Source organism: Micromonospora sp. D75 (assembly GCF_018070405.1).
GTDB classification, from domain to species: Bacteria; Actinomycetota; Actinomycetes; order Mycobacteriales; family Micromonosporaceae; genus Micromonospora; species Micromonospora chalcea.
The window spans coordinates 1-1,358 of the sequence record NZ_JAGPXV010000978.1; the positions used below are offsets into that span (position 1 = coordinate 1).

The 1,358-nt window shown below is 72.1% G+C and carries 3 protein-coding genes; all 3 read right to left on the reverse strand.

The features are described from left to right. Positions 1-44: 44 nt before the first annotated feature. The 3 genes from KBX39_RS31265 to KBX39_RS31275 all read right to left on the reverse strand — a co-directional run bounded on the left by KBX39_RS31265 (position 45) and on the right by KBX39_RS31275 (position 995). On the reverse strand, positions 45-224 hold the full coding sequence (locus KBX39_RS31265) for a hypothetical protein (protein WP_166455746.1): 180 nt from the start codon (positions 222-224) through the stop codon (positions 45-47). 61 nt (positions 225-285) lie between these two features. Continuing rightward, the gene (locus KBX39_RS31270; protein WP_043327107.1) at positions 286-633 is read right to left on the reverse strand and encodes a co-chaperone YbbN; all 348 of its coding nucleotides are present in this window, start codon (positions 631-633) and stop codon (positions 286-288) included. Beyond that, positions 603-995 carry a MerR family transcriptional regulator gene (locus KBX39_RS31275; RefSeq protein WP_043327105.1) on the reverse strand — a complete coding sequence of 131 codons (393 nt, stop codon included), beginning with the start codon at positions 993-995 and terminating at the stop codon, positions 603-605. The genes KBX39_RS31270 and KBX39_RS31275 overlap by 31 nt, the downstream gene beginning before the upstream one ends. Positions 996-1,358: the final 363 nt, after the last annotated feature.

Sequence of the window (1,358 nt, forward strand, 5' to 3'; positions counted from 1 at the left end):
GCGGTCCCGCCCCTAAGAGGCGGGACCGCTCGGTACGCGTACCCTCAGAACTGGCGGCCGTTGGACGGGCGCCCGCCGGCGTCGCGCGGCGCCGTGGCCCGCGGATCGTCGGATGTCCGCGCCGTCGAGGCGCGGTCGGCCCAGTCCGGCGAGCCCTCAAGCTCCCGCTTGCGGCGCTCCTGGTCGGTGAGATCCTGTTCCCGGGACCTGTCCTGTTTCGCCATGACGATCCTCGCGATCCGTCGGGGTCCGTGGTCACCCCACGCGTTCCCGCCCGGCGGCGGCTCAACCGTCCAGGTGGCGGGCGAAGCTGCGCCGCAGGTGGTCCTTGGGGCGGGAGCCGACGATCGAGCCGACCACCTCGCCGTCCCGGAACACCAGCATGGTCGGCGCGGACATGATCCGGTGGGCGCGGGTGGTCGCCGGGTTCTCGTCGGTGTTGAGGGTGACGAAGCGCAGCGCGTCGCCGAACTCCTCGGCCAGCTCGGCCAGGTGCTTCGACACCACCCGGCACGGCGGGCACCACTCGGCCCAGAAGTCGACCACCACGGGCCGGTCGGCGGCCAGCACGGTGGCCGCGAAAGTGTCGTCGGTGACCGGGGTCAGCCGGCCGGTCCCCGTGTCCTGAGGCATGTTTCCTCCCGTTGGGCGATCGCGTGGGCGAGCTGGTCGTGCAGGCGGCGGCGGACGTCGCCCAGCCGGTCGAGGTAGTCGTCCACCTCGGCGAGCTTGCGCCGCAGCACCGCCACCGAATCGGGGCAGACGTCACCGGAGTCGTTCCCCGCGCGCAGGCAGGCGACGAACGGGCGGATGTCGTCCAGGCCGAAACCGATCGCCAGCAGGGAGCGGATCTCGCGGACGACGCGCAGTTCCGCCTCGTCGTAGATCCGGTACCCGTTGGCGGACCGGCCCGGCCGGACCAGGCCGTGGGTCTCGTAGTAGCGCAGGGTGCGGGTGCTCGTACCGGCCCGCCGCGCCAGCTCCCCGATCCGCATCCGCCGCCCCCGTCCCTGCCTGGTGAATCGACGCTAAACCTTGCCGCCGACGTCAACGCAACCCCGCACGCGCGGCCTCCCCGCGCGGCGTCCCTGCGCGTCGTCCCCGCGCGGCGTCCCCGCGCGGCGTTCCCCGCCGGGATCCCCGCTGGCTGTCCCCGTCGATCATGAGGTTGACGGCGTTGTGGATCTCCAAATCTGCCCTCAACTTCATGATCGACCCCGTCGGGCGGGGTCCGGTGGGGCTGGGGTGGCGTCCCCGTGGATCTTGGTACGAAACGGCCCCTATAGGGGCCGTTTCGTACCAAGATCTCCCGTGGTCTTGCCCGGATGGGCGTGATCATGAAGTTGGCGGGGTGGGGG

Coding starts and splice junctions, on each gene's coding strand:
- KBX39_RS31275 (WP_043327105.1), bottom strand. CDS start 995: ATGCGGATCGGGGAGCTGGCGCGGCGGGCCGGTACGAGCACCCGCACC.
- KBX39_RS31270 (WP_043327107.1), bottom strand. CDS start 633: ATGCCTCAGGACACGGGGACCGGCCGGCTGACCCCGGTCACCGACGAC.
- KBX39_RS31265 (WP_166455746.1), bottom strand. CDS start 224: ATGGCGAAACAGGACAGGTCCCGGGAACAGGATCTCACCGACCAGGAG.